Origin of the sequence: Methanobrevibacter sp., from assembly GCF_045646205.1 — an archaeon.
GTDB lineage: Archaea > Methanobacteriota > Methanobacteria > Methanobacteriales > Methanobacteriaceae > Methanocatella.
Genome location: NZ_JAZRKF010000035.1, coordinates 60,582 through 86,413 on the forward strand (window position 1 = coordinate 60,582; position 25,832 = coordinate 86,413).

General features: G+C 33.6%; 26 protein-coding genes. 13 read left to right on the top strand and 13 right to left on the bottom strand.

Annotation, left to right across the window (positions count from 1 at the left end; translation table 11 throughout):
• The first annotated feature begins 1 nt into the window (after nucleotide 1).
• Both ACKI44_RS07215 and ACKI44_RS07220 read left to right on the top strand, forming a co-directional pair.
• Nucleotides 2-274: a DUF5750 family protein gene (locus tag ACKI44_RS07215; RefSeq protein ID WP_407422969.1), complete on the top strand. Its 273-nt coding sequence runs from the start codon at nucleotides 2-4 to the stop codon at nucleotides 272-274.
• 105 nt (nucleotides 275-379) lie between these two features.
• Nucleotides 380-1,366 carry an alpha/beta fold hydrolase gene (locus tag ACKI44_RS07220; RefSeq protein WP_407422971.1) on the top strand — a complete coding sequence of 329 codons (987 nt, stop codon included), beginning with the start codon at nucleotides 380-382 and terminating at the stop codon, nucleotides 1,364-1,366.
• A gap of 28 nt (nucleotides 1,367-1,394) precedes the next feature.
• Here the strand turns inward: ACKI44_RS07220 and nadA are convergent, their stop codons facing one another.
• The 3 genes from nadA to rnz are packed head-to-tail and all read right to left on the bottom strand — an operon-like array spanning nucleotide 1,395 to nucleotide 3,945.
• The gene (gene nadA / locus ACKI44_RS07225) at nucleotides 1,395-2,312 is read right to left on the bottom strand and encodes a quinolinate synthase NadA (RefSeq protein WP_407422973.1); all 918 of its coding nucleotides are present in this window, start codon (nucleotides 2,310-2,312) and stop codon (nucleotides 1,395-1,397) included.
• Between the two features lie 9 nt (nucleotides 2,313-2,321).
• Nucleotides 2,322-3,050, bottom strand: coding sequence for a mechanosensitive ion channel family protein (locus ACKI44_RS07230; protein WP_407422975.1), 729 nt, complete (start codon nucleotides 3,048-3,050; stop codon nucleotides 2,322-2,324).
• Between the two features lies 1 nt (nucleotide 3,051).
• Nucleotides 3,052-3,945 (bottom strand): ribonuclease Z, encoded by an 894-nt coding sequence (gene rnz / locus ACKI44_RS07235; RefSeq protein ID WP_407422977.1) that lies wholly within the window; start codon nucleotides 3,943-3,945, stop codon nucleotides 3,052-3,054.
• Nucleotides 3,946-4,017: 72 nt separating this feature from the next.
• Between rnz and nadC the strand changes: the two genes are divergently transcribed.
• A complete protein-coding gene (gene nadC / locus ACKI44_RS07240; protein ID WP_407422979.1) occupies nucleotides 4,018-4,839 on the top strand; it encodes a carboxylating nicotinate-nucleotide diphosphorylase in 822 nt (273 codons plus the stop codon).
• Nucleotides 4,840-4,843: 4 nt separating this feature from the next.
• Here the strand turns inward: nadC and ACKI44_RS07245 are convergent, their stop codons facing one another.
• Nucleotides 4,844-5,230 carry a hypothetical protein gene (locus ACKI44_RS07245; RefSeq protein WP_407422981.1) on the bottom strand — a complete coding sequence of 129 codons (387 nt, stop codon included), beginning with the start codon at nucleotides 5,228-5,230 and terminating at the stop codon, nucleotides 4,844-4,846.
• A 94-nt stretch (nucleotides 5,231-5,324) separates the two neighbouring features.
• On the opposite strand from ACKI44_RS07245, the gene ACKI44_RS07250 reads away from it, so the two are divergent.
• The 3 genes from ACKI44_RS07250 to carB all read left to right on the top strand — a co-directional run bounded on the left by ACKI44_RS07250 (nucleotide 5,325) and on the right by carB (nucleotide 9,990).
• Complete coding sequence (locus tag ACKI44_RS07250; RefSeq protein WP_407422983.1) at nucleotides 5,325-5,588, top strand: MarR family transcriptional regulator; 264 nt, start codon at nucleotides 5,325-5,327, stop codon at nucleotides 5,586-5,588.
• A gap of 121 nt (nucleotides 5,589-5,709) precedes the next feature.
• A complete protein-coding gene (gene carA / locus ACKI44_RS07255; protein ID WP_407422985.1) occupies nucleotides 5,710-6,792 on the top strand; it encodes a glutamine-hydrolyzing carbamoyl-phosphate synthase small subunit in 1,083 nt (360 codons plus the stop codon).
• A 21-nt stretch (nucleotides 6,793-6,813) separates the two neighbouring features.
• Entirely contained in the window at nucleotides 6,814-9,990 is a 3,177-nt protein-coding gene (gene carB, locus ACKI44_RS07260; RefSeq protein ID WP_407422987.1) for a carbamoyl-phosphate synthase large subunit, read from the top strand.
• A gap of 24 nt (nucleotides 9,991-10,014) precedes the next feature.
• Here the strand turns inward: carB and ACKI44_RS07265 are convergent, their stop codons facing one another.
• Nucleotides 10,015-10,668, bottom strand: a complete 654-nt coding sequence (locus tag ACKI44_RS07265; RefSeq protein ID WP_407422989.1) for a zinc ribbon domain-containing protein — start codon at nucleotides 10,666-10,668, stop codon at nucleotides 10,015-10,017.
• Between the two features lie 61 nt (nucleotides 10,669-10,729).
• On the opposite strand from ACKI44_RS07265, the gene ACKI44_RS07270 reads away from it, so the two are divergent.
• The 4 genes from ACKI44_RS07270 to ACKI44_RS07285 are packed head-to-tail and all read left to right on the top strand — an operon-like array spanning nucleotide 10,730 to nucleotide 13,696.
• Nucleotides 10,730-11,869: an amidohydrolase family protein gene (locus ACKI44_RS07270; protein ID WP_407422991.1), complete on the top strand. Its 1,140-nt coding sequence runs from the start codon at nucleotides 10,730-10,732 to the stop codon at nucleotides 11,867-11,869.
• A 45-nt stretch (nucleotides 11,870-11,914) separates the two neighbouring features.
• A complete protein-coding gene (locus tag ACKI44_RS07275; protein WP_407422993.1) occupies nucleotides 11,915-12,337 on the top strand; it encodes a universal stress protein in 423 nt (140 codons plus the stop codon).
• Between the two features lie 44 nt (nucleotides 12,338-12,381).
• Complete coding sequence (locus ACKI44_RS07280; protein ID WP_407422995.1) at nucleotides 12,382-13,221, top strand: CBS domain-containing protein; 840 nt, start codon at nucleotides 12,382-12,384, stop codon at nucleotides 13,219-13,221.
• Between the two features lie 10 nt (nucleotides 13,222-13,231).
• On the top strand, nucleotides 13,232-13,696 hold the full coding sequence (locus ACKI44_RS07285; RefSeq protein WP_407422997.1) for a hypothetical protein: 465 nt from the start codon (nucleotides 13,232-13,234) through the stop codon (nucleotides 13,694-13,696).
• On the opposite strand, the gene larE is transcribed toward ACKI44_RS07285, so the two are convergent.
• From larE to ACKI44_RS07305, 4 genes are read right to left on the bottom strand one after another with little or no spacing between them, the layout of a single operon-like run.
• Nucleotides 13,697-14,707, bottom strand: coding sequence for an ATP-dependent sacrificial sulfur transferase LarE (gene larE, locus ACKI44_RS07290; RefSeq protein ID WP_407422999.1), 1,011 nt, complete (start codon nucleotides 14,705-14,707; stop codon nucleotides 13,697-13,699).
• Nucleotides 14,704-15,357: a TfuA-related McrA-glycine thioamidation protein gene (locus ACKI44_RS07295; RefSeq protein WP_407423001.1), complete on the bottom strand. Its 654-nt coding sequence runs from the start codon at nucleotides 15,355-15,357 to the stop codon at nucleotides 14,704-14,706. The genes larE and ACKI44_RS07295 overlap by 4 nt, the downstream gene beginning before the upstream one ends.
• A gap of 4 nt (nucleotides 15,358-15,361) precedes the next feature.
• Nucleotides 15,362-16,567: a YcaO-related McrA-glycine thioamidation protein gene (locus tag ACKI44_RS07300; RefSeq protein WP_407423003.1), complete on the bottom strand. Its 1,206-nt coding sequence runs from the start codon at nucleotides 16,565-16,567 to the stop codon at nucleotides 15,362-15,364.
• 1 nt (nucleotide 16,568) lies between these two features.
• Entirely contained in the window at nucleotides 16,569-17,213 is a 645-nt protein-coding gene (locus ACKI44_RS07305) for a site-2 protease family protein (RefSeq protein WP_407423005.1), read from the bottom strand.
• Nucleotides 17,214-17,265: 52 nt separating this feature from the next.
• Here ACKI44_RS07305 and ACKI44_RS07310 point away from each other — a divergent pair, with 52 nt between their 5' ends.
• Nucleotides 17,266-18,270, top strand: a complete 1,005-nt coding sequence (locus tag ACKI44_RS07310; RefSeq protein WP_407423007.1) for a M24 family metallopeptidase — start codon at nucleotides 17,266-17,268, stop codon at nucleotides 18,268-18,270.
• Between the two features lie 68 nt (nucleotides 18,271-18,338).
• Here ACKI44_RS07310 and ACKI44_RS07315 read toward each other — a convergent pair whose 3' ends face one another.
• Nucleotides 18,339-18,572 (bottom strand): hypothetical protein, encoded by a 234-nt coding sequence (locus ACKI44_RS07315; RefSeq protein WP_407423009.1) that lies wholly within the window; start codon nucleotides 18,570-18,572, stop codon nucleotides 18,339-18,341.
• Nucleotides 18,573-18,787: 215 nt separating this feature from the next.
• Entirely contained in the window at nucleotides 18,788-19,498 is a 711-nt protein-coding gene (locus tag ACKI44_RS07320; RefSeq protein WP_407423011.1) for a ThiF family adenylyltransferase, read from the bottom strand.
• A gap of 101 nt (nucleotides 19,499-19,599) precedes the next feature.
• Between ACKI44_RS07320 and ACKI44_RS07325 the strand changes: the two genes are divergently transcribed.
• Nucleotides 19,600-20,349, top strand: coding sequence for a TatD family hydrolase (locus ACKI44_RS07325; RefSeq protein WP_407423013.1), 750 nt, complete (start codon nucleotides 19,600-19,602; stop codon nucleotides 20,347-20,349).
• A gap of 66 nt (nucleotides 20,350-20,415) precedes the next feature.
• Here ACKI44_RS07325 and ACKI44_RS07330 read toward each other — a convergent pair whose 3' ends face one another.
• On the bottom strand, nucleotides 20,416-20,664 hold the full coding sequence (locus ACKI44_RS07330; RefSeq protein WP_407423015.1) for a hypothetical protein: 249 nt from the start codon (nucleotides 20,662-20,664) through the stop codon (nucleotides 20,416-20,418).
• Between the two features lie 13 nt (nucleotides 20,665-20,677).
• Here ACKI44_RS07330 and ACKI44_RS07335 point away from each other — a divergent pair, with 13 nt between their 5' ends.
• Nucleotides 20,678-21,385 (top strand): type II secretion system F family protein, encoded by a 708-nt coding sequence (locus ACKI44_RS07335; RefSeq protein WP_407423017.1) that lies wholly within the window; start codon nucleotides 20,678-20,680, stop codon nucleotides 21,383-21,385.
• Between the two features lie 49 nt (nucleotides 21,386-21,434).
• Here the strand turns inward: ACKI44_RS07335 and ACKI44_RS07340 are convergent.
• On the bottom strand, nucleotides 21,435-25,832 hold a 4,398-nt coding region (locus ACKI44_RS07340), incomplete at its 5' end, for an Ig-like domain-containing protein (protein ID WP_407423019.1).

Genomic DNA, 25,832 nt, shown 5'->3' on the forward strand with positions numbered 1-25,832 from the left:
CATGATTGTAAAGGTTACAAACTTTGATGAAAATGCTGAAATGCCATATATCGACTATGAGGTTAGCGGACTGCTTCAAAATCAGATGGATTTTTTAAATGAAAATCTGGAAGAGGAAACATCTGTTGATGGGGATATTTTAAATATTCGCCTTCATTTCAAGGATTTTTTCCCTTTCCAAAGTGAAATTGCCAAAATCAGACTGGATGACTTCATTGCTCGTGAAGAAATAGAAATGAATGTTTTTCTTTCTAGTTTTTTAGAGGATATGTAATTATTCTTTTAAATATACAAAATTATACATTTAAAAGTTCATGAAAATATTTATATATTTTTTTTAAAAAATTTTATATTATAATAAGTTTATCCGGTATTTAATATGGAAAATGAAAAATATTTTTTAAGAAATGAGATTCACATTTTTGATGAATTCGAATTATCTTCGGGATACGTTTTTAGAGATGTTCCTATTGAGTATGGTGTTGTTGGAACGCCTAAATATGATGATGAAGGCAATATTGTTAATGCCATCATATTTTGCCACGGTTTTGAAGGCAATTATTCATCCATTTCTGATTTTCATCAGTTGATTGGTCGAGACAAGCTTTTTAATTATGATGATTATTTTTTCATATCAATCACTTCTCTTGGGTTTCCAGAGTCATGCTCTCCATCGACAACAGGTTTAAAGTATGATTTCCCTAATTATGTAATTGAAGATTTGGTTAATTTTAGAAAACAACTCATAACAGAAAAATTTCCGGAAATTAAAAAAATAAAAGGAATCATTGGTCATTCTTTTGGTGGATATGAGGCATTAGGCTGGTCTATTTTTTATCCCGACGATATGGAATTTGTAATTCATTTTGGAAGCGCTTATAAAAGTTCCGGATACAAATACATCTTTACAAGATTAGCCAATAGTATTATTGAATCATCTCCAAAGTATTATTCTGATATTTATGATGAATCACTGTCTGAGGTTCTTATTTCAATTTCACAACTTCATTATTTGATTAGCTTTTCAAGACAGCACTTCAATAGGATGTCTACTGATGAAATTGATTTGGCTATGCAAAACTTCTCCGATTATGGTTTGTTTTATGATATTTATGATATTAAATTACGTAATGATTTTTTAGCAGAATTTAATTTGGAAAATTACTTGGACAGGATTAAATGTAAATTATTGATAGTAAGCATTGATAATAATAACTATTACATCCCAGAATATGATTCAATACCTCTATATAAAATGGTTAAGGGTTCGCAAATTATATTTTTGAATACTAGTGATGAACCTAATCAATTAGAATATATTTATAAAATAGAAGATGAGATTAAGGAATTTCTGGATTCCTTATAAAAAAAGTTTAAAGCTAGAATTAATCTAGCTATTTTGATGCGTCAAGCATGTGCTGTACTGCTTTTAGGGATTTGCTTGCAACTTCATCCGGTACAACAACTTCGGGAGATTCTGTTTTAAGTGCATCCCTTACTTTTTCTAATGTGTGAAGCTTCATCGTTTCACAAATTGCACCTTCAAGCAACGGATATAATTTTTTTCCAGGAATTTCTGAGTTTATTCTTGTAATCATATCAATTTCAGTACCGATTACAAATTCTTCAGCATCACTTTCCGCAATAAACTTCAACATTCCTCCTGTGGACAATACTTCATCACAGGCTTCCTGCACATTCATATTACATTCTGGGTGACAAATTATAATCGCATTAGGATATTCCTTTCTTTTAAGTTCAACATCCTCAATATGGAATAATTTGTGAACATAACAGTGTCCTCCTTTTGGAGTTGGAATAATCTCCTTATCTATCTTTTTCTGAACATGGGATCCTAAATTATTGTCCGGTCCGAATAGGATTTTATCATGAGGTAAGCTTTCAGTTACTTTAACGGCATTTGCTGATGTACATAGGGTGTCTGCATGTTGCTTTGCCTCAGCAATACTATTAACATATAAAATAACTCCTGCATCAGGATGTTCTTCTTTAGCTTTCAGTAATTCTTCTTCAGGTAACATATGGGCCATAGGGCATTCTGCATTCAAATCTGGAATAACGATTTTTTTATCCGGATTTAAAATGTATGCGGTTTCTGCCATGAAATCCACACCACAAAATACAACTAAATCCTTATCGTCAATTTCGGATGCTTTTATACATAATTCTAAAGAATCACCTAAAAAATCAGCAATATCCTGAATTTCTTTTGGCTGATAGTTGTGTGCAAGGATTATTGCATTTTTTTCTTCTTTCAACTGATTTATTTCTTCATGTAATGCGCTGCTCATAATTTTCACCTATTTAGTAAATTTTCTCACATCATTTGTAATAATTAATTTGTAATCATCTTTATTATTATAATCTTTTATCCAAAATGATATTTTAATATTTGTCTGTTCAAATGTTATATCTTTTGCATATATTCTAGGTTTTGGTTCATCCAGAACTCCGTCCAATTTATTGATTTTTTCAATAATGTATGAACTGAATTCATCAAGGTCAATATTTAACGGTAAGCCTGCAAATATATTGATACGGTATTTTTCCGGAGCTTTATATAGTTTAAATAAGTTATTTGTAAGAGTTGAGTTTGGAATGTTGCTGATGATGCCGTCATCATCTTTAATGGTAGTTGTCCGTAAGTGGATCTGTTCAACAACCCCTTTTGTTTTATTTATCTCAATCGTATCTCCTACTTTAATGCTTTTGCCGATTATTAGGATTATTCCTGAGAATAGATTGGATATTATGTCTTTTGCCGCAAGGCTCACAGCAATACCTACAATACCTAAACTTAATAATGTGCCGTATAAATTAATTCCGAATAGTCTCAATATGTCCATTAATGCTATGAAATAGATAATATATACAATAATGTCTCTTATTAAATATATTCCAGTCATATCGTCTTTAAAACGATTCATTTTATTCAATATCTTTGTGATTATTTTTGATATGATTGTTGTCAGTACTATAATCACAATAATTCTTATAAATGTTTGAACTATGTCTGTTGGAATATTCATATTATAGCTCCACTTTCATCAAATCTTCGGCGATTTTTGTATTTTCAAAAATTTCCTTGGCTTCTTCAAGCAAATCACTGACATCAGTATATCTTGCACTTATGTGGGTCAATATCAGCTCTTTTGAGTTTGAGTAAAGGGCGGTTTTGGCAGCATCGACAGAAGTTGAATGGGCATGTTCGTCTGCCTTGTCCTTATCTTCAACTTTATATGTTGATTCATGAATTAGGAGTGTAGAGTCTTTTGCAAATTCTATTAACTCCTCGCAAGGTCGTGTATCTCCGGAATATGTTATTTTATTTCCTTTTCTAGGAGGGCCCAACACCTGTTCTGGCTGGATGATTTTGCCATCTATTTCAACAGGTATTCCTTTGTGGAGTTTTCCGAAATCCGGTCCCACAGGAACTCCCAAATCAATAGCTTTCTGGCGCAAGAACCTTGGTCTTTTCAACTCTTCAACTGAATAGGCTAACGTTGGTGTATTATGTTTAACTCTTTGAGCTTTAATAACGTATTCCTCATTTTCAATGATTGTTCCGCTATCAATTTCAACCCATTCTATGGGAAAATCAAAATTAGGAAAGCCGAGGTTGGATATTGCCTGGCGCAAATTTTCCAGGCCTTTCGGTCCATAGATATATAATTTATTCTCTCTGCCTCTGAAATTCATTGACTGCAACAATCCTGGAATGCCCAGTATGTGATCTCCGTGATAATGGGTAATAAAAATCTTTGAGATTTTCATAGGACTTATTTTTGCATAAATTAACTGTCTTTGCGTTCCTTCACCACAGTCAAATAATAAAATCTCTCCAAAAGCCTTAAGGGCAATTGATGCATGGCTTCTGGTATATGAATGGACTGCAGAAGAGGTTCCTAAAAATGTAATTTCCATAATTCAATCACTTATTTTATATTATGGAATAAATATATATCTTTAATAATTATATAACTTTTAGGTGATTTTGTGAATAAAATACTTGAATATATGCTTGATGAGGATGAAGGATTTGGTGATATAACATCAAATAGTGTTATTGGTGAAAATGAAGAAGTACGTGCATATATTGTTTCAAAAGACGAAGGTATTTTGGCAGGCATTAACATAGCTAAAGAATTATTCGAATCAAAAAGAGTAAAGGTTTTATTTCATTTAAGTGATGGTAATAAAATAAAAAAAGGGGATTTGCTGATGTCCCTTTATGGAAATGCAAGGGACATTTTATTGGTTGAAAGAACTGCTTTAAACTTATTGATGCGCATGAGTGGGGTGGCCAGTGCCGCTAATGAATACGTAAACCTGGTTGATGGAAAGGTTATCATTGCAGGTACCCGTAAAACCCAGCCGGCAATAGGTAAATTTGATAAAATGGCTTTAAAAATAGGTGGGGCTGATACTCATAGATTCAGTCTTGATGATATGGTTTTAATTAAAGACAATCATATTGCCGTAGTTGGATCTCCTTTGGATGCCCTTTTAAAGGCACAAAAAAATGTGAGCTTTTCTAAAAAGATAGAAATTGAAGTTGAAAGCCTTGAAGATGCGATATCCTGTGTTGAAAATAATGCAGACATTGTCATGCTTGATAATATGGATGCATTAAAGGTAAGTGAAGTTATAAATGAGTTGGAAAATAGAAATATCCGCCAAAATTCACTAATCGAAATTTCCGGTGGAATAAATAAGGAAAATATTTTGGATTATGTTGATTTGGGCGTGGATATTATTTCAATCGGTGGGTTAACGCATTCCTCAAGAAGCTTGGATTTTAGTTTAAAAATTAAATGATTAATTATCTTCTAAGTTTCTTTCCGGTTAACGCCTCTTCTTCTTCAATTATCATTTTTTCTATTTCACCATTTTCCAATAATTCCAATCCTCCGTCAATTTCAAATTTTAAACTAGTCAATTCATCTAATTCAGATTTCCATTCGCTGTTTTCATTTAATCTTAGTTTATCCCATCTTGAATAATCAACTTCCGTTTCAAGACCATTTTTGTTAATATTTTCCATTATTTCAAAGTATTTTTCCTGAATTTCTTTTCTGATTTCCATTAATGTTTGGTAATCTTTCATGATGTTTTCCAGCTGATATGAAAGAAGTTTAAATCTTTCAATATCGTAATTGATTTTCAAGTTTCTAAAATCGTTCAGTACGTCAATCAAATCGTTATCCATTTTTTACACCTAGTTTAATCGTTTGTTAGTAATATGTCATTTGTGTGTTAAATGATATATATGAATACTATTTACTTTTTATAAATAGTTAACTATGAAAAATGAAGAAGAATTTTTGGAGTTGGTTGCATATGTTAAGGCATCAAATCATAGGGTCAACATTTTAAAATTCATCGAATATGACCTGAAAACTCCAAAAGAAATCGGCGATGCGATAAATGTTCGCACTAACCATATTTCAAATCTTTTGGCTGATTTAAGAAAGCATGATCTGGTTGTATGTGCTACACCTAATGTTCGAAAAGGTCGCTTATATAAACTTACAGATGACGGAAGCAAGGTTCTTAAATATCTGTAGACTATTTTTTTCAAAGCAATTTTTTTTAGAAATTCTCAAAAAACAAACTTTTAATAATATTGTAAAAGATATATAATACAGATAGAAAATAATTTTATATTTTTTTTACGATGGTGATTTAATGGTAAAAATAGCTAAATTGGCTTTGGAAGATGGAACGGTTATTAAAGGAGAAGGATTTGGTTATGAAACTACCAAATTAGGAGAACTTGTTTTTTCAACAGGTATGGGTGGTTACACTGAATCTTTGACTGACCCGTCTTTTAAAGGAGAAATATTAATGTCCACTTATCCTTTAGAGGGAAATCATGGGGTAAGTGAAGAATGGTATCAATCTGACAATATTCAGGTTGAAGGATTTGTTTGCCGTGAGGTTTGTCGTGAATTATCCAATTTTGGACCTCAAAAAACCTTGGACGAATTTTTGAAAGAATTTAAGACTCCCGGTATCAGCGGAGTGGATACAAGGGATTTGACCTTAAAAATTCGTGAAAGAGGTTCCCTAAAAGCAGCTATTACTACTGAAGATATAGCTGATGACAAATTAATCGAAATGGCAAAATCACAACCAAGCATTGAAGATATTGATGTTGTTCCTTTAGTTTCTACTAAAGAAATAAAGCTGTTCAATGAGGATGCGGATAAAAAAGTTGCATTAGTTGATTGCGGTGTTAAAAAGAATATTATCAACTCATTTTTGGAAAGGGATATTGGAGTAGTCTTATTCCCATATGACACTGATTACAAAACAATTTTGGATTACTCTCCAAGCGGTTTGATGATAACATCAGGTCCTGGAAATCCGGATAGGGTATCTGAAACAATTGAAACCATGAAAAAACTATCAAACAGACTTCCAATATTCGGAATCTGTATGGGCCAGCAATTAATTGCAAAATCCTTTGGAGCCAGATCTTATAAAATGAAATTTGGACACAGGGGTGAAAATCAGCCAGTTAAAGATTTAAACACTGGAAAAGTATTCATCACATCACAAAACCATGGATTCACAATTGATAAGGAATCCTTAAAAGAAACTGATTTGGTTTTAACACAAATCAATTTAAATGATGGAACTCCTGAAGGTATTTCTCACAAGGAATTGCCTCTGCATTGTATCCAATACCACCCTGAAGCAGGTCCTGGTCCAAACGATACAAGACATATTTTTGATGAATTTAACCAAATGATGGAAGATTATTAAAAAAATTAATGAGGATTACATATGCCAGTAGATAAAGATATTAAAAAAGTTTTAATTATTGGTTCTGGACCTATTCAAATCGGACAGGCTGCAGAGTTCGATTATTCAGGATCACAAGCATGTAAATCACTAAGGGAAGAGGGAATCGAAACAGTACTTGTTAACAGTAATCCGGCTACCATTCAAACTGATCTTGGTATGGCAGATACTGTTTATACAGAACCATTAACTCCAGAAATCGTTGCGAAAATTATAAAAGAAGAAGAAGTAGACGCTATTTTACCAACCATGGGTGGACAAACCGGATTAAATATAGCAACAGGTCTTGGAGATTTAGGATTATTGGAAGGAATTAAAGTATTGGGTTCCGATGTTCAAACAATTAAAGATGTGGAAGACCGTGACTTGTTTGCAAACCTTATGGAAGAGATAGGTGAGGAAATTCCAAAATGTCAGGCTGTTGAAAGTGTTGATGATGCACTTAAAGCAGTGGAAGACATTGGCTATCCGGTCATTGTAAGGCCAGCATTCACATTAGGTGGAACTGGTGGGGGAATTGCTCACAATGAAGAAGAATTAATTGAAATTGCAACTCACGGGTTGGATATGAGTTTTATTAATCAGGTTCTCATTGATGAATCCGTTCTCGGATGGAAAGAAATAGAATTTGAGGTAATGAGAGATAAGGAGGATACATGTATCATCGTTTGTACCATGGAAAATATCGATCCTATGGGAATTCACACAGGAGACAGTGTTGTAGTTGCTCCGATTCTTAATTTATGCGATGAGACAATCCAAAAAATGCGTGATGCATCAATCAAAATCATCAGAGCACTCGGTATTCGCGGAGGATGTAATATTCAGTTCGCTTTAAATCCAAAAACAGATGAATATAAAGTCATTGAAGTAAATCCACGTGTATCAAGAAGTAGTGCACTTGCATCAAAAGCTACAGGTTATCCTATTGCAAAAATCTCTTCAAAAATAGCTTTAGGAATGACTTTGGATGAAATCAGAAACGACATTACCAAAGAAACACCTGCTTCTTTTGAACCTGCTATCGATTATGTTGTAATAAAAATCCCAAGATGGCCATTTGATAAATTCAAAGGAATCGGCCGTGAAGTGGGAGTTCAGATGAAAGCTACCGGTGAAGTAATGGCTATTGGAAGAACCTTTGAAGAGGCATTCCAAAAATCACTCAGATCACTTGATATGGGCTTCGACGGTTTTGAATATGTTGACTATACTGAAGAAGATTTGGCCAATCCTACCGATTTAATCTATTTCCAAATATATTCAGCAATTAAAGACGGAATGGATTTGGATAAGATTCATGAATTAACTAACATTGATAAATTCTTCCTATACAAAATCAGAAACATCGTCAACTTTGAAAATGATGTTACTGCCGATAAATTGGACGATGAAGATTATTTAAGAAAAGCAAAACAAATCGGCTGTTCCAATAAAAGATTGGCAGACTTATCCGGTCAAACTGAAGAATATATCAGAAACCTGCTTAAAAGATATAATATTAAACAGTCCTATAAAATGGTTGATACCTGTGCTGCAGAGTTTGAAGCAAAAACTCCATATTACTACAGCAGCTATGATGAAGGTAATGAATTAACTTCAACATCCAAGAAAAAAGTTGTTATTTTAGGTGCAGGTCCAATCAGAATCGGTCAGGGTATTGAATTCGATTACTGTTGTGTACACTCATCTCTTGCTTTAAAAGATGATGGAATAGAAACCATTTTAATCAACAACAACCCTGAAACCGTAAGTACCGATTATGACATCTCAGATAAATTGTTCTTTGAACCGATTACCTTTGAAGACGTAATGGGAGTTATTGAACAGGAAAAACCTGATGGAGTCATTGTTCAGTTCGGTGGTCAGACATCAATTAACCTGGCCGTACCTCTTGCAAATGCAGGAGTTAAAATATTGGGAACTCCATATGAAAGCATTGACCGAGTAGAAGACAGAGAATTATTCGCTGAACTCTTAGAAAAATTACACATTCATCAGGCACCGTATGGAACTGCAAACTCCTTTGAGGAAGCTCGTGAAATTGCTGAAAAAATCACATTCCCTGTATTGGTACGTCCGTCCTATGTTATCGGTGGAAGAGCAATGGAAATCGTTTACGATAACCAGGAACTTGAGGAATATATGAAAGAGGCCGTAAAAGTATCACCTGAACACCCGATTCTTGTAGATAAATTCCTTGAAGATGCAATCGAGTTGGATGTTGATATTTTATGTGACGGTGAAGACGTATTCATAGCAGGAATTATGGAACACATTGAAGAAGCCGGAGTTCACTCAGGAGACTCTGCATGTGTAATTCCACCTCAAACAATCCCTGCACATATTCTAGATACTATCCGTGAAAATTCAACCAAATTGGCATTGGAATTGGATGTTAAAGGTTTAATGAATATTCAATATGCAGTTAAACTCGATGAGGAAATGGTTTATATCATTGAAGCAAATCCTCGTGCAAGTAGGACAGTTCCATTTGTAAGTAAAGCTATTGGAGTACCTTTGGCTAAAGTTGCTACCTGGATTATGGATGGCGCTAAACTCAAAGACTTCGGTTTAACAAAAGAAATCAAAATAGACCACGTTGCAGTTAAAGAGTCAGTATTCCCATTCTTGAAATTACCTGAATCAGATACCGTTTTAGGTCCTGAAATGAAATCCACCGGTGAAAGTATAGGTATTGATGAAAGCTTCGGAATGGCATTTTATAAATCTCAGCTTTCAGCAGGAATGGACTTGCCAAAAGAAGGTAAAATATTCATCAGTGTAAAAGAGGATGACAAGAAAAAAATCAGGCCTATTGCAGAAAAAGCTGCTAATTTAGGATTTGAACTTGTTGCAACTTCAGGAACCGCTGATTCCACAGGCCTTGACAGTGTTGAAAAGATTAAAAAAGTATCTCAGGGTTCTCCAAATATCAGGGATGCAATCTTGAATAAAGAAATTGATTTGATTATAAACACTTCTGAAGGTCAGCAGTCTGCTCAGGACGGTTATATCATCAGACGTTTAGCTATTGAACTGGGTATTCCTTATGTTACCACATTGGCTGGTGCAAGGGCTGCTTTAAATGCAATAGAAGCCGTTCAAAATAATAAAATCAATGTAAAATCATTAAATGATTATGTTGGTGAAGAATAATTATTCTTCATTAATATCTTTTTTTTAATTGGAATACAGGTATTCCTTAATATTAATACCGCATGAAGGACATTCTTCCTGGTTAATTTTTAATTTGCTTCTGCAGTTAGGACAGTAATTAAGTTTAACCTCATATTCTTTAGAGGAATCAATTATTTTATTCATTTCAATTCTAATTGTAACCTTCTGTTTTAGGGCATTTTCATCCCAGTTGTTTTCCATGAGGATTTTTTTATAGTAATAGGCTTCAGTCATTGATGCATAGTATCCAAAGAACTTTTCTCCCTTTTGGATATAGAATCCTCTTTTTTTATGGTCAAAGAGAATTTCACCTTCCCTTTCTTTTTTGTTTACTTTAATTCCTTTTATTCTTCCTTTTGATCTTTTTTCGGGAAATGGTGGTAGTGTCATGCCTTCGTATTTATTCTCTAAATCACATTCTACAAGCAAATCATAGTCAAAATTACAGTAATATAAGGCATCTCTTTCATATAATGCATCGGATAATTTTTTAAACTCTCCATAATCCTTATTGTTATATTTGATACGGTATACATTACCGCTTTTAACAATATTTCTGTAAAAATATCTGATTTCTTGGGAGTTAATTTCAATCATCCTCATTAATTTGGTGTAAATATTATTTTGTAAGTGGTGTCTAATAAATTTAATTTTCATGAATTTTTGATATAAATATTTTCATAAAATTTAAATATTTTCAATTAAAAACTTTTCTTTAATGTTTACTTTTACTGATGGAATTATTTTAAGAGGATTGAATTTAGAGCCTGTTAAAGCCAATGTCACTGTCGATGATGGAATTATCACAGACATTTCTAAAGATGCAAAGGAAGGCAAATTAATAGATGCTGATGGTGCTATTATTGTCCCTAGTTTTTTTAATGGCCATACACATATTGGAGACTCTATTATCAAGGATGAAGGATATGGTCTCTCTTTAGGTGAAATGGTTAAACCTCCGAATGGCATTAAGCATCGCGCTTTGGCATCAGCAGAAGACAGTGACATCATTGAATCAATGAAATCCTCTATGCTGGACATGCTTGAATCAGGAATTACTCACTTTATTGACTATCGTGAAGGTGGCATTAAGGGAGTAAAACTTCTAAAGGAGGCTTCAGCAGATATTCCGATTAAACCTATTATATTAGGGCGTGATGACAGTTTTTATGGAGATAATCCTGATTTGGCAAAAGTAAAATCACAAATCAGAAAACTCTTGAAAATAGCTGATGGTATTGCTCCAAGCGGTTTTGGTGAAATTACAGATGAAGTTGCTAATTTAATTGTGGAAGAATGTAATAAAGCAGATAAGATTTCTTCCATTCATGTTGCAGAGTCCGAATCCACACAGATTGAATCTCTTGAAAGGTTTGGTAAAACTGAAATTGAAAGGGGTGTTCAATCCAATTTCAATCAGCTGGTTCACTGTACCAATCCGAAAAATAATGATTTGGAGTTAATTAAAAACTCTAATGCAAATGTCGTAGTGTGTCCAAGAGCTAATGCCACGTTAAATGTCGGTATTCCCCATGTAAATGAGATGCTCGCTTCAGGCATAAAACCTATTTTGGGAACAGATAATTTAATGCTTAACAGTCCAGATATGTTCAGGGAACTTGAATTTACGCTTAAAATAATGTCAGTTAATTATAAAAGCTATTTAAATCCTTGTGAACTTTTAAAAATGGCAACTACCAATGCATGTCTTTTTGATTTTGATAAATCTTTTATTGAAATCGGGCAGGTTGCCGAGTTCAATGTCATAAAACATTTTTCCAAAAATCCATATTTGTCCATAATTAACCGTTCACAAACAAAAAATATATTATATACTATTAATAAAAATATACAGTAATAGTATATTGAACATATAATGTCATATATTATTGGAGATGGAAATATGTACAAGAAGATTTTAGTCCCTACAGATGGGTCTGATTTTGCAAAAGATGCTGCATTACACGCTTTATTCTTAGCCAAGGTTAGTGGTGCTGAGATTATTGCATTAAGTGTATCTGAAAATCATTTTATTAATGGCATTTCCGTTAGCGAAGAAATAGAACAAATAAATCAAATATTAACAGATCGTTGTAAAAAAGACCTCGAAGAATTCGAAGATATGAATGATGGTGGTGTAAAAATATCATCTGTTATTAAAGAAGGTTCTCCAGCGAAAACAATACTGGAAGTGGCCGAAAAGGAAGACATTGATTTAATCGTTATCGGTAGTTCAGGTAAATCTGGTTTCGATAGATTTATTTTGGGTAGTGTTAGTGACAAGGTTGTTAATGCTGCTAAATGTCCTGTTTTAGTTGTACATTAATTTTATTATAATTTTATTCATGTAGATTTGCATGAGGTGTTTTGATGTTAGTAAAAAGAGTGATGTCTAAAAAAGTTGTTAGTGTTTCTGTTCCAGGAAGCAGAGAAAAAGTTTTAGACTTAATGAGAAAAGAAAATAAAGCAGTTCTTCCTGTTGTTAAAGAGGATGACAATAAATTAGTTGGTGTTGTAACCCGTTCTGATTTAATTAACAATCCAGATGAAGAACAAATTGCTATGTTGATGAGTAGAAATTTAATTATTGCAAGTCCTGATGAAGATGTAAAAGACGTTGCAAGTAGAATGATTGAAAATGACGTAAGAAGAGTTCCTGTTGTTAATGATGACGGGGAATTAGTTGGAATTATTACATCATTTGATATAGTATCACAAGCTTTAACTAAAATTGATGTGGAAGATGCTGTTGAAAATTATATGATTACAACCGTTCCAACCACTTGGGAAAAAACTCCTTTAAATGTTGCTTTCGAATCAATGAAACAATTTGGTCTTAAATCCATTTTGGCATTAGATGACGATGCTCAATTATCCGGAATCTTAACTGAAACTGATTTCATTGCAGAAAGTGAAATTATCTCTGAAAGAAGTGAACACAGTTCCACAGTTGGTACTGAAGGAGACAAATGGTCATGGGACAGTACTTCTGTTTTATACATCGAAAAAAATCATTTAAAATTCACTGATAAAGTTGTAAGTGACGTTGCTATAGGTAATGTTGAAGTAGCTAATTCAAAAACTAAAGTTTCTGACTGTGCTAAAAAAATGAAAACATTAAATATTGAGCAAATCCCTGTTATTGGTGTTGAAGGTGATTTAGTCGGTATTGTTAGAGCTAGTGACTTAATTAAAGCTTTAGTTGAATAATTGTGATAGGATGGCTGTTAGTCCAGTATTAGTTATTAAAATTGTTGATGACAGTTCTGTTGGTGTCAGGGCTCGCTGGAGAGATGAGTATGTTGAACATCATATAGTATTGAACTCTGTTCTTGCATATTGGTGGGCAAATGACTTACCTCCTGTTGTCAAGTTCTTGGATCTTTTTGAATCTGTCATTAAAAGAACTATTAATGAACTAACGCCCCATAAAACTTTAAAGTTAAAGTATGATGTTAAAGCAGATGATACTTTAGAAAAGGCATCACAACTCGAAATCAATTTAATTGAAGTTGAAGCAGACGATATTGGATTTAAAATAGATGGTAAAACTTTATCTTTAAAGGGTCTTAGAAATTCCTCAGATGAATCCGATGAGAAAACTCCGTTCAGCGGAAGTTATGATAGAGTTATGGAAACACCGGATATCGTTTTAAAAAAATATAAGGAAATGAAGAACAAGTAATCAGATGTTTCTTCTTATTTTCGGTAAAATATCCATAAACTCGGATAATGCTTCAGTATAATTTTTGAAATTATTTCCTTCAATTAATCCATTTTTATTTATGACTATTTTTTCAAGTTGAATTTTTTCGGGGTTTTTTAAAATAATATTTTTTTCCAGTTGATTTTTCGTATTTTCAATATTTATGCTGAATGGCAGCTGGTATTGAAAAGCATTATTTTCATAGTCAAGCTTAATGTCTTCATCATCATCGAGAGGTGATAAATTTAGACAGACTTTTTTATAACCCAGTAATTTTAATTGATTATTAATTTCATTTAATGATTTGTCATTCATAATTTCTGAAAATGAATCTAACTCACATATACTAAGTTCATTAAAATCCCTGACTTTGACAAGTTCACGTCCACTTATATCTGATAGTACCTCTTCACTTTTTTTGATTTTTTCAATTTTTTCATTTGTGATTTTTGTGTCGGTAGGAATTCTTGTTGCAAGGCAGGTTGTTGATCTTGAATAGCGGATATTGTTTCTGTTTAAATATTCATGTATTTCTTTTGAAGTTAACCTTGCTTCAATCAATGGTGTTTCAAATTCCATTTTATATGTGATTAAAATTCCCGGTCGGTCAATAACCAAATCGCTGATATTGTTGCCGTCACATACATAATCAAAGCCGTTTTTTAATGCATATTCCTTGATTTTTTCATACATTAGGTTTCTGCAGGAATGACATCTGCTTGGTGAGTTATTTAAAAATTCATCATCTTCATAGAAGTTAATGTCAATGATGTGATGTTTGATATTGAGTTCTTTGGCCATGTCCTGTGTGTGCTTTAAAAAATTGTCTGGAAATAGATGGTTATCTATGGTTATTGCCAAAACGTCACTGCTGATTTGTGATGCAAGATAAGCTATTAAAGTGCTGTCTGCACCGCCGGAAAATCCAATGGCAACTTTTTTGTCTTTTAAACACTCTTTAACTATTTCAATTTTATCTTCTAAACTCATTTTATCATTTCTCTAATATATCTAATCAATGCTTTAGCGTCTTCCTTTTTAATATCTGCAGAAGTTCTAATGAAGTTAATTAGCTTATTTTTAGTTTCATCATCTAAATTGGAACTGTTTAGAGTTTGTGAATAGTTTCTTTTAGGATAAAATGTGGATTTGGCTATTTTTATCAATTCGTCTTTTTGCATTTCTGTTATAATATTTTCGTTGACTGCATTTGTAAATACATAATCCATATTGATTAATGGTTCGGATAAGCTTTCCAGGGTATCACTGTCAAGCATTACTGCAACATCATCATCAGATGTGACTTTTCCCGTTGCATATTGCTCATAAACGTAACCGATACCAATCATTCCTAATGTGTCAAGTTCGGATGCTCTTAAAGCGCCCATGCTTGACGCTCCAACAACGGTTATTCCTTTATTCATAATATTTAAGATTTCCTTATGGCCAACGGAAGAATTCTGGTGAAATACTCCATCGATTATTCCAATAATGTCGGGATTTTCTTTTATGTCGTGTCCCAAATCTCCCCTTTTGATTGGCCTTTTATAAATTACTTCAACACCTTCGTGTGAATCTAAAATTTCTTTCGCCTCATCAAAGGGAAGTGACAATCCAGTATAAATTATAATCTTAACCATAGCATCATACTCTTAAAAATCTGTATCCTGCACGACTAGGATCTATTGAATAAAGTTCCATTGTAGGAATAATGACTCTAACGACATTAACATCAAGTTCAGGACGTGTCAAATCATAATAAAGGACATGTTCTATTTCATTTGCCTTAAGTTCCTCTAAAACAATGTCTATATCTTTTGTAATTGAATCAGTACTTCTGTTTTCAATATCACTTAGATTGATTTTTTTATTTTCATCTTCAAAATAATGCTTGTTGATACGTTTCATACGTTCATAACCGGCAGTTCTTGCAAAATCCGCCCTAACGGTATCTTCACGAGCACCATGAATCTGGGTTGCTCTGCTTTGGGCTACTTCGGTCAACGCCCTTAAGATTGCAACTTCAGGGTCCAGATGTGTTCCAATACCTAATGTCAAAAGTCCCGCATCTTTTAGCAATGTATCATCAGAAGATGCAGCTATGGTTGGGATATTGACGTCTGCTGTTAAATCCATTAGCTTAATATTGATTTCATTTTCACTGAATTTTGAAAGTGCATCATTTACAACTTCACTGTCAATGCTTTCCAGGTCAATTTGTGATGAATTTTTATGGGTCAGTTCAAAAATACTCCATGCATCCCTTTCAATGACTTCAAACATTCCATGTAAAATCGCTTCTTCGAAGCTATTTCCTGAAGCAAGACCATTTGTGTTGGATTTAAACAGGCTCTGGCAAGCATTATCCTCCAAAACATATGGATGATAAATCGCATTTGACGGAACGTAATAATCTTCATCTGTTATTAAATCATGACAAACATTCCATTCAAGATTCATTAAATCGATATTTTCCTTTTTGAAATCTTTGGGTAGGTTTAGTGACTCAATATCGATAATATTTCCTTTACTGGAAATTTCTGAAACTGTTCCAGTAACTAAATTTTCATCCTGTTTTTCAGCAGAATATCTTTCAAAACCTTCCATCATTGCTGATGCCTTTGCATGTTCTGTGGTTATTCCTTTACCACCATAAATACTTATTGCACCATCCTGTGATGTTGGTCTGATTGCCGAAAATACTGGCAGTCCAATCCTATCCAAATGTGTGATTTCAGTAATGCGGGTAATGCCTGCAATCTTGCATTTGTCCTCATTGTTTTCAATGGTTTCACTTGGTGGGATAATCCTGTGAGTTCCTTTAAAATATTTAATTTCTTTTGATGTCATGTTATAATCCTAAAATCATTCTGATTATATTCTCGCTACCCATTGTCATTGACAAGTAAGTCATAATTCCGGCAATAGCAATTGTTACAATCCATATTCCGATATTCCATCTCATCACTTTAGATCCATCCAAATTCCAAATTGGAATTAAATTGAAAACAGCCAAATAACTGTTTGTTGAATAACCTAAGCAACATACGATGAATATGAATTGCATGGTTGTATTATAATGTGCAGGTGCATAAATGGCAGCACCAATAAGCAAGAATACTAATGCAAGTGCAATATTGACAGCAGGTCCTGCAATTGAAATTATTCCATTTGTCTTTTCATCCAAATTAGGTCCGGCATATGTATAAACTGCACCTGGTGCTGCAAATACAAAACCGAAAAATGATGAAATCAATGCAAATATCAATCCTGTAGGCCATAATTTGAATTCCGCCCAATAACCATAATGCATTGAAGCAAATTTATGGCCTAATTCATGCAGTACGAACCCTAAACCCAATCCAATCATTACTACAGGGAATATGCTTTGAAGTAAAGCAACATTACGGCCTGAGTAAAGAATTGAAAAGCTTAAAGAAATAAAAATAAATGCAATAATCAAATCTCTTAATTCATTTGTTGTAACTTTAAACATAGTTTTAAAATATCTAATTCTATATATAAAAGTTTTTTCTTAAATAATAATCATGCATATAAATAATATTTTAAAAGATATGGAAAAAGATAATATCCAAGCGTATCTGCTCACACAATTTACAAATATTCAATATATTTCAAATTATAAACCAACCAGTTTTGCCTTTTGTGTAATTAAAGAAGAACCAATAATTTATGCTTCAAAAATGGATATGGAAATTGCAAATATGAATTCATCAATAGAAGTTAAGGAATTTGATAAATTCGAGACAATGGTCAGTGAACTAAAAGAAGAAGGCATTAAAAATATGGCTATTGAACCTAGCCTGGTTTACAGTACATATGAGAAGTTTAGGGATGATTTTAATATAGAATCCAAAAAATATATTGATAATGAACGTATGATTAAATCCCCTCAGGAAATTAAAAATATTGAAAAAGCAACTGAAATCGCACAGACTGCCTTTAAAGAACTTGACGTTTCCAATAGGAATGAAACAGAGGATGTTCTGGCATTCGATTTGGTCAGATTGATGATTGAAAATGGTGCGTCCTCAGAATCATTCGATACGATTCTTGTAAGTGGGGCTTCAACAAGCCTTCCACATGCAGTTCCTCAAGCTAAAAAATTAGAAACACCAATATTGATTGATTGGGGATCAAAATACAATGGATATTGTTCTGATAATACAAGAACAATTGTTTACACTGAAAAAGAGCATGAAATATTTGATATAGTAAAGGAATCTCATGACAATGCAATAAAAGCAATAAAACCTGGATTGAAATGTTGTGAAATTGATAAAGTTGCAAGAGACATTATTAAAGAATATGGTTTTGAAGATAAGTTTATTCATTCAACTGGCCATAGTTTAGGTTTGGATATTCATGAAAATCCAGGATTTTCCATTAAGGACGATACTGTTATCGAAAAAGGAATGGTAATTACAGTAGAGCCTGGAATATATCTTGAAGGTGATTTTGGTGTTCGCCTGGAAGATACAATAGCTGTTGAAAATAAGGGAAGAATTCTTGGTAATCTGCCGTTAATGTAAAAATGAGTCTAAAAATAAGAAATAAGAAATATTCTAATCTCTTAGAATAATCCTTTTTTAAAGTTAAATTAAATGATGTGTACGTTTCCACCGCCACCTATGCCTGATGCTAATGGTGCATAGAATGGGTTGTTTCCGCCTCCTCCGATACCTGAGTCTAAGGTTGCGTATAATGGGTCGTTTCCGCCTCCGCCCATGCCTGAGCTTGAGGTTACATCATTATTTACATCTGCTGCACTAACGAAACTTAATCCGACTAATGCAACGAATATAACCATTAAACTAATAATAATTTTTTTCATAATATCATTTTAATTAATTTTTATTTGATGAGAAAATAAAAGTATTATTTTAACTCATATTATAATATTTAAATTATATTTAATAAGTTTTTTTGAATGTAAGCGCTCACTTACATATTAAATTAGTCAAATTACTATTTAAACTATTTAATATTAAAATAAAATAAGTTTAATCAGGTTTATGGTATTTTTGGGTTAGTAAATGGAATATCAATTTATTTTTTTGCAATGTCTTTTATCACTTCGCCGGCAATTATAAGTCCTGCAACGGAAGGCACAAAGGAAACACTGCCCTTTACCTTAAATTTCACGTTCTGATTAATGGCGCAGTCATTCGTGTTAATGGCATGTTCCTTGGAGTACACCACTTTTAGTTTTTCTATATTTCTTTTTCTCAGGTCTTTTTTCATAATTCTTGCAAGTGGACATACGGAAGTCTCATAGATATCGGCAACTTCAAACATTGTAGGATCTAATTTATTTCCCGTCCCCATTGAGGAAATTACCGGCACATCAATGGCATCACATTCACATATGATTGCAATTTTGGCCATTATGGTATCCACGCAGTCAACGGCATAAGAGAGGTCTTTTGTAATGATGTCTATTTTTGAATCTGCTAAATAGAATTCCTTATAAACTTCAATATTTGCATTGGGATTGATTTCCAAAATTCTTTCTTTCATCAAATCAGCTTTATATTTGCCGATTGTGTTTACTGTTGCAATCAGTTGTCTATTGATATTGCTTTCATCTATTTTGTCATAGTCCACTAAAATGAAATTTCCTATTCCGCTTCTGGCAAGCCCTTCACAAACAAAGGAACCTACTCCTCCAATACCAAAAATGGCAACTTTGGCATCATTTAATTTTTTCATTCCTTCATTTCCAATTAACATTTCTGTTCTTGAAAATTTATCTTCCATTTCCCCTCACCAAAAAATTTAATTTGATTCAGTTAATTATATTATTATTGAAGTTACACTAATAAAAACTTAATGCAAAAAGAATTTTCATGGGGATTTTCATGATAATAGACACACATTGTCATATTTACAGTAGTGAAATGGAAAACGCAGAAGAAATAATAGCCGAAGCTAGAAAAAATGATATCTGTGTGATATTGAATGGAATTGATGTTTCAAGCAATAGGGAAGTATTGGATTTGGCCGATAAATATGATAATGTCTATGCTGCTTTAGGTTATTTTTATTCAGTTGCTGATGAAATAACTGATGAGGATATTTTTCTATTGGATGGGCAGCTTGAAAATGATAATGTAATTGCAGTAGGTGAAATTGGTCTTGATTATTACTATACAAAGGATAATGCGGACAAACAAAAGGAACTCTTTGAAAAAATGCTTGATTTAGCACAAAAGCACTCTTTGCCTGTAATTGTCCATTCCCGTAAATCCATGCAGGATACTTTTGATATATTGAAAAAGCATGATGTTATCGGATCCATGCACTGCTATCAGGGTTCAGCCGAAATGGCTCAGGAATTTATCAAATTGGGCTTTTATATAGGTATTGGAGGGCCGATTACTTATGCCAACAATAAGAAAACAAGAAATGTTGTAAATAAAATTGACATTAATCATTTGATTGTAGAAACAGATTCACCATATTTGACTCCCCAAGAAAAAAGGGGCGAGAAAAACACCTCACTTAATTTAAAATATATTATACGACAAATAGCCCAGGAACTGGATTTGGCTGAAGATGAAGTCATTGAAATTACCACAGAAAATGCAAAAAAACTTTTTAAAATATAAATGTCATTGATGTAAAAATTCTTATTTTAACTAAATATTCTAAAAACCCGGTAAAATTAATTTAACTCATAACTTGGGTTTTATATAGGATAAAAACAATAATAATTTTATGAAATTTAAAAGTATAATTATAATATCTGAAATTATTAAAAATAATGTATCTGAAAAATATTTATTATCTTTTGAGGAATTTTTACTTTCCGGTTCGATTTTTACCCGCCCATCTGAATTTTTAGCTGGAGTGGTAATTTTTTTAATAGTTACTGAAATTATTCTAGTAATTATCTCATTTGCATTGAATTTACCATCATCCATATTATTCACACCTTTGGTAATTTTTCCAGCAATTTATACATATATTTCTGTAAAACAGGAAAGAAATGTACAGGAAATTGAAAAATCAGCACCGGATTTCTTAAGACAACTTTCAAGCATGTTAAAAGTTGGTCTCAGTTTTGAAAATGCCATGGAAGATATGTCTAAATATGGCCAGGGACCCCTATACGATGAAATGAGACGAACAATTTTGGAAATAAGGATGGGAAGGAATTTTGACGAAGCATGGATAGCAATGAGCAAGAGATTAAAGTCAAGGGAACTTGAACGTATTTTTATCATAATACTTGATGGTCGTAAGAGCGGATCCAGTATGGCTGATGTGATAATGAACATTTCTGATGACTTGAGGGATTTGCTTGCAATCAAGCAGGAGAGGAAATCCTCTGTAATGATGGCCGTGATGTTTTTGATAATCTCAGCCGTTATTGCAACGCCTTTTGCATTGGGTATGGTCAGTGTTTATGCGGGATTTATGGAAAGCTTCGGTCAGGTATCTGATTTAGTGGCTACAGCACCTATTGCTGGTCAGTTTTACCTTGTAATTCATTCGGCTTTAGTAGGTTTGATTATAAGTGTCATTATGTATGGTGATTTCAAAAAGGGTATTAAGTTTTCCGTTCCGATTGTTGTAGTGGCATATGGGATATTTTATTTAATATCTAATTTTGGAGCGTCAATGCTTACTGGGGGATTTTGAAATCTTTTTTTCTGTTCTGAATCTATTAAAAAAATAAGTGGGGGTTTATTTAACCCCTTATTGTAATTTTGTTTGCAATGTTGAAGTCGTTGTAGCTGGATGTTATGATGTATTGGCCGGCCATTATGTTTATGTTTAATTTGGCTACACCGTCACTATCTGTTTTTCCGTTATATATTACGCCGTTGATGTTGAATTTGATGGTTTGTTTTGGATATGCTTTTCCCTGGCCGTCAACAAGTTTGGCTTTGAATTGTGATCCGTCCATGTATTTCATTACTAAATCATTGGCGCTTAATATTGGTAGGACTTCAATGTTGTTTCCTTGGCTGCAATCTTTGTAATATGTTGTTATTGTGTAGTTGCCTTGGCCTAGGTTTATGTTTAGTTTTGCGTGTCCTGTTTCGTTGGTTGTTCTTGTGTAGAATACTCCGTTGATGTTGAATTTTATTTCTTCGCCTGCACCGACATATCCTCCGTCAGCAGAGTGTATGCGTACAACGAACTGTGAGGCGTTCCTGTAGTACTTGGTTAAATCATCAGATTCAATCAATGAAATTACAGTTATTGTGTCGGATTTCATTTCACCGGTTACTGGGTTGGTTGCAGTTATGATGTAGGTGCCTGCATCCAAGTTGATGTTTAGTTTTGCAGTTCCGTTTCCGTCTGTTGTGCGGTTGTATATAATTCCATTGATGTTAAAGGAAACTTGGATGTTTGCCAGTATGTTGGCGTTTGAATCAATGAATTTTGCATTATATTGTGTATCGTTTCTGAATATCTTAACAACATCGGATGCATCTATAGTGGATTTGACAGTTACTGTGGAGTTGACAGTTATGTCATCAACATTAACACTGACTGGATATTCTCCACTGTCCAGGTTGATGTTGAGTTTTGCAGTTCCGTTTTCATCGGTGGTTCTGGTGTATGTAATGCCGTTGATTGTAATTTCTACTGTTTTGTTTGAAACAGCCTGTCCTTTGGTGTCAGTTACTGTTACAGTGAACTTTTGAGGATCTTTATAGTATTTGGTTAGGTTCTGGGCAGTTACAGTTAGGGTATCATTTCTGTTAACTGCAATGTTAACTGTAGTTGAATTTTTAACGTATGCTTCCTCATTAATGGTAACCGTAATGGTTGCATTGCCTTCACCTACAGCAAGCACTTTTCCAACACGGTTTTTGCTTTGGACGGTTACGACAGATTCATCACTGGAAGTGAAAATGTAATCCAAATCTTCAGGATTTGTAGTGACATAAATGCTGCCGTCTTCTCCAATGATTAACTCTAAAGAGTCAGGTTCAGCAATAATGCTTGCCTTTTTCAAGTTAACAGTAACGCTGATGGTCTTGTTTTCGGCCGCAGCATACTTGTTGTCTCCTTTAAAGCTGACAGTGATTGTTGCATTGCCTTCAGCTAGAGCTATGATTTTACCGTCTTCAACTTTAACAACAGAAGAATTGCTTGATGTGTAGGTTAGATTGCCTGCATCACCGGGAGTTAATGTAGCACCGGCTGAAACTTCATCGTTAACCTCTAAAACAATAGTATCGTTTAAAACAGTGATTTCTGTAGGAACTTTGCTTACAGTAACAGTGACGTTTGTTGAATTTTCAGCATAGATTTCACCATCACCAACACTTACAGTAATGATTGCGCTACCTTCACCAACAGCAGTGACAACACCCTTTTCATCTACGGTGGCAACAGTCTCATCACTGGATGTGTAGGTAATATCAAGCAATATTGTATCAGGATGTTTGGTAGCATTGATTTTATATGTTTCATCAACTTTTAAATCCAAAGTATCGTTATCAACAGTGACACTGGCGTCATTCAAGCTGACATTTACTGTAATGGTTTTGTTTTCTGCTGCAGCATACTTATTGTCTCCTTTAAAGCTGACAGTAATGATTGCTTGGCCTTTACCATTAGCAATAACATTTCCTTTATCATCAACAGTAACAATATTCTCATCACTGGATGTGAAAGATACATTGCCTGCATCAGTCGGTGTTAAATTAGCAGCAATAACAGTTTCATCACCAACAAACAAGTCTAATGAAACAGAATCAACAGTGATTTCTGTAGGAACTTTTTTTACAGTAACTGTAACTGTGGTTGAATTTTCAGCATATATGCCGTCGCCGCCGACAGTAACGGTAATTGTGGCATTACCTTCACTGACCGCTACAATATTGCCATCTTTATCAACGGTCACAACAGAAGAATTGCTGGAAGTGAAATTAACTGTTAAATCTTTAGGTTCTGTGGTGGTAATGAGATTAAATGTATCATCAACCAATAAATCCAAAGTAGCATTATTAACGCTGACACTGGCATCATTCAAGCTGACAGCGACTGTGATAGTTTTATTATCAGCCGCAGCATACCTGTCAGTGCCATTGAATGAATAGGTAATGGTGGCTGTGCCTTCACTTAAAGCGATAATCTGATTATCCAATAATTTAATAATGGAAGAATTGCTTATTATATAAGTTAAATTACCTGCCTCTGAAGGATTTAAACTAACACCACTATCAACTTTATCATTAACCTTCAAATCAAGAGTTTCATTTTCAGTAATAATTTCAGTAGATATTTTGCTTACAGTAACGGTCACATTTGTAGAATTTACGGCATAGGTTTCACCGTTACCTACAGTTAATGTAATAATGGCTGTACCTTCGCCTACGGCTTTCACATTGCCGTATTCAGTAACACTAGCAACGGATTCATTGCTTGAGGCATAGTAAACAGCCAGGAAACGTGGATTGGCTGTAGCGTTAATAATACAAGTATCATCAACATATAAATCTATCGTGTCGTTTTCAACGCTGACGCTCGCATCATTCAATGTTACAGTAACCGTTATGTTTTTGCTTTCGGCCGCCTTGTACTTATCGTCACCTGCAAATGAAACAGTAACTGTGGCAGTACCATTTTTGCGAGCATAGATAATGCCATCATCTGATACCAGGACAATATCTTCATTATTTGATACGTATTTAAGATTTCCAGCCTCTGAAGGGAATAATGCCGCTAAATCACCAATACTTTGATATGCTTTCAATTCAATAGTCACATTTGTCAGAGTAATTTCGGTAGCAATTTTGCTAACAGTTAATGTTACATTTGTGCTTGATGCAGTGTAGTTTTTGCTGCCTTCAAATGTTACTGTAATAATGGCCTTTCCTTCACCAATTGCTTTGATGTTTCCGTCTTGATCAACTTCAACTACGCTTGTATCATTGCTTGTGAATTTAATATTGCCAACCGCATCACCGGGTGTTAAATTATAAGTAATCTGTGCTGTATCATCAACAAATAAACTGGAAGTGGTATTTGCAATGATTTCAGTCGGAATAATTAAGATATTGGCCGTAGCCTTAGCTTCAGAGTTTTCATAAATGTCGTCACCTGAATAGGTGAATGTCCAGTTGTATTGGCCAACAGAATAAGCACTGTTCGTTATATTCACGATTAAATATCCATTGTCTTTTATGCCGATTTGTGATACATTCAACATTTCACCATTGCTAATGGTTAAGTTGCCCGTTGCATTTTCCGGTAAAGTAACAGTAAACATTACGCCTTTTGTATCATTGACATAAATATCATGGGATTTTACTTTAATATCTGATTTGAGCTTATTAACAGTTAAAGTTCCAGTAGCGGATGAATTTAAAAATACATCATCACCGGAATATGAGACAGTGACTTCGTATTCATCCGGCAGAATATTATCTGGAAGCTGAATTGTTTTATTCAAATCAAGATTTTCAAATGTTTTATTGTACTTTTTACCTGTTAAAGTAATATTGACTTTTCCTGTTGCAGTACTGTTGTAATCAAGAATGACTGAAGTGTTTTCACCATAACTAATCTCTTGAGGCTCAATTTTAACAGACAAATCAACACTCCTTTTATTGTTATCAAAAAAGATTGTATATTCAGCATTCTCCACACTTGCAGTTACGCTGCCTTGACCAACTTTGGTTGCTCTATATTCAGCGGATTTATCTAATGTAGTGCTGTTTGAAACCTCACCATTAGTTGCAGTTAACGTTAAGTTAACAACAGGTAATTTGCTGTTCTCATATTCATAAATATATGTACCGTTTGTTGAGTATAATTTGAATAGGACATCTGATGAATCGAAAACTGAAATTGAAGTAAGATCTGCTGTAGCATTTAAAAATAGCCAGCTGTTCATTTGAACATTAAAAGTACGTGGTGAATCCATATAATTGCTTGCATTATTTCCAAACCAGCTATCTTTTACCACGACACCTGATGAGCCGGCATAAATTTCATATGTGCAATTGTTGTTTAAGAAAATTGCATTTGTAATCTCAGCATCCAAACCCTCATCGTAACTGAATTGGATTATTGCATTTGATGCAGTGTTGTTAATATATGTTCCGGCAATGTTTGAATTTGA

Excerpts from the sequence above, each read along its gene's own strand:
- ACKI44_RS07215 (WP_407422969.1), top strand. The coding sequence starts at position 2 with ATGATTGTAAAGGTTACAAACTTTGATGAAAATGCTGAAATGCCATAT.
- ACKI44_RS07220 (WP_407422971.1), top strand. The coding sequence starts at position 380 with ATGGAAAATGAAAAATATTTTTTAAGAAATGAGATTCACATTTTTGAT.
- nadA (WP_407422973.1), bottom strand. The coding sequence starts at position 2,312 with ATGAGCAGCGCATTACATGAAGAAATAAATCAGTTGAAAGAAGAAAAA.
- ACKI44_RS07230 (WP_407422975.1), bottom strand. The coding sequence starts at position 3,050 with ATGAATATTCCAACAGACATAGTTCAAACATTTATAAGAATTATTGTG.
- rnz (WP_407422977.1), bottom strand. The coding sequence starts at position 3,945 with ATGGAAATTACATTTTTAGGAACCTCTTCTGCAGTCCATTCATATACC.
- ACKI44_RS07245 (WP_407422981.1), bottom strand. The coding sequence starts at position 5,230 with ATGGATAACGATTTGATTGACGTACTGAACGATTTTAGAAACTTGAAA.
- ACKI44_RS07250 (WP_407422983.1), top strand. The coding sequence starts at position 5,325 with ATGAAAAATGAAGAAGAATTTTTGGAGTTGGTTGCATATGTTAAGGCA.
- carA (WP_407422985.1), top strand. The coding sequence starts at position 5,710 with ATGGTAAAAATAGCTAAATTGGCTTTGGAAGATGGAACGGTTATTAAA.
- carB (WP_407422987.1), top strand. The coding sequence starts at position 6,814 with ATGCCAGTAGATAAAGATATTAAAAAAGTTTTAATTATTGGTTCTGGA.
- ACKI44_RS07265 (WP_407422989.1), bottom strand. The coding sequence starts at position 10,668 with ATGAAAATTAAATTTATTAGACACCACTTACAAAATAATATTTACACC.
- ACKI44_RS07270 (WP_407422991.1), top strand. The coding sequence starts at position 10,730 with ATGTTTACTTTTACTGATGGAATTATTTTAAGAGGATTGAATTTAGAG.
- ACKI44_RS07275 (WP_407422993.1), top strand. The coding sequence starts at position 11,915 with ATGTACAAGAAGATTTTAGTCCCTACAGATGGGTCTGATTTTGCAAAA.
- ACKI44_RS07280 (WP_407422995.1), top strand. The coding sequence starts at position 12,382 with ATGTTAGTAAAAAGAGTGATGTCTAAAAAAGTTGTTAGTGTTTCTGTT.
- ACKI44_RS07285 (WP_407422997.1), top strand. The coding sequence starts at position 13,232 with ATGGCTGTTAGTCCAGTATTAGTTATTAAAATTGTTGATGACAGTTCT.
- larE (WP_407422999.1), bottom strand. The coding sequence starts at position 14,707 with ATGAGTTTAGAAGATAAAATTGAAATAGTTAAAGAGTGTTTAAAAGAC.
- ACKI44_RS07295 (WP_407423001.1), bottom strand. The coding sequence starts at position 15,357 with ATGGTTAAGATTATAATTTATACTGGATTGTCACTTCCCTTTGATGAG.
- ACKI44_RS07300 (WP_407423003.1), bottom strand. The coding sequence starts at position 16,567 with ATGACATCAAAAGAAATTAAATATTTTAAAGGAACTCACAGGATTATC.
- ACKI44_RS07305 (WP_407423005.1), bottom strand. The coding sequence starts at position 17,213 with ATGTTTAAAGTTACAACAAATGAATTAAGAGATTTGATTATTGCATTT.
- ACKI44_RS07310 (WP_407423007.1), top strand. The coding sequence starts at position 17,266 with ATGCATATAAATAATATTTTAAAAGATATGGAAAAAGATAATATCCAA.
- ACKI44_RS07315 (WP_407423009.1), bottom strand. The coding sequence starts at position 18,572 with ATGAAAAAAATTATTATTAGTTTAATGGTTATATTCGTTGCATTAGTC.
- ACKI44_RS07320 (WP_407423011.1), bottom strand. The coding sequence starts at position 19,498 with ATGGAAGATAAATTTTCAAGAACAGAAATGTTAATTGGAAATGAAGGA.
- ACKI44_RS07325 (WP_407423013.1), top strand. The coding sequence starts at position 19,600 with ATGATAATAGACACACATTGTCATATTTACAGTAGTGAAATGGAAAAC.
- ACKI44_RS07330 (WP_407423015.1), bottom strand. The coding sequence starts at position 20,664 with ATGGATGATGGTAAATTCAATGCAAATGAGATAATTACTAGAATAATT.